This is a genomic window from Pararhizobium sp. P1_E7 (assembly GCF_056405855.1).
Genome location: NZ_JBFUBH010000227.1, coordinates 1 through 1,016, shown reverse-complemented (window position 1 = coordinate 1,016; position 1,016 = coordinate 1). Strand labels below are relative to the sequence as shown.

Below are 1,016 nucleotides of genomic sequence, written 5' to 3'. Positions count from 1 at the left end.
GCGCCGGTCGCCGTCAGGTTTGCCGTGGTCTCGCCAATGGCGCCGTCGGCGATCTCGTTCACCGAACCGGTGCCGGGACCCGAGGTGATCACCGGCGCATCGTTGGTGCCGTTGATGGTGAYCGTCACSGTTTCGSTATCGGTKGCGCCCTTGTCGTCKGTCACCGTCACCAGGAAGGTCTCGGTGCGGGTCTCRCCCTCGGCCAGATTGTTGACGCTGGCATCGGTCAGGCTATAGGTCCAGACACCGGCGGCGGAGATGACGAAGCTGCCATAGGTGCCGGCGGCATTGCCGCTCCATGTCGCGGTCGCGCCATTATCGACATCGCTCGACACCATGGTGCCGGTGGCGCTGAGCGGCCCGGTCACCGGSGTKWYGTCGTCGRCGGCCAGGCCGGTCTCGGTCACKGTACCKGMGATCWCCGAGGCRGCACCGATCACCGGCGCGTCATTGGTGCCGTTGATGGTGATCGTCACSGTYTCGGTGTCGGTKGCGCCCTTGTCGTCGGTCACCGTCACCAGGAAGGTCTCGGTGCGGGTCTCGCCCTCGGCCAGATTGTTGACGCTGGCATCGGTGAGACTATAGGTCCAGACACCGGCGGCGGAGATGACGAAGCTGCCATAGGTGCCGGCGGCATTGCCGCTCCATGTCGCTGTGTGATTGTTGTCGACATCGCTCGACACCATGGTGCCGGWGGCGCTGAGCGGCCCGGTCACCGGCGTTTCGTCGTTGGCGGCCAGGCCRGTCTCGGTCACSGCRCCKGMGATCWCCGAGGCRGCACCGATCACCGGCGCRTCGTTGGTGCCGTTGATGGTGATCGTCACSGTYTCGGTRTCGGTGGCGCCCTTGTCGTCGGTCACCGTCACCAGGAAGGTCTCGGTGCGGGTCTCGCCCTCGGCCAGATTRTTGACGCTGGCATCGGTGAGRCTATAGGTCCAGACACCGGCGGCGGAGATGACGAAGCTGCCATAGGTGCCGGCGGCATTGCCGCTCCATGTCGCGGTGTGATTGTTATC

At 65.7% G+C, this 1,016-nt stretch carries 1 protein-coding gene; it reads right to left on the bottom strand.

Going from position 1 to position 1,016, the window contains the following annotated elements; translation table 11 throughout:
- The coding region (locus AC1D17_RS29095; protein WP_477568656.1) for a VCBS domain-containing protein at nt 1-1,016 on the bottom strand (1,016 nt) is incomplete at both ends.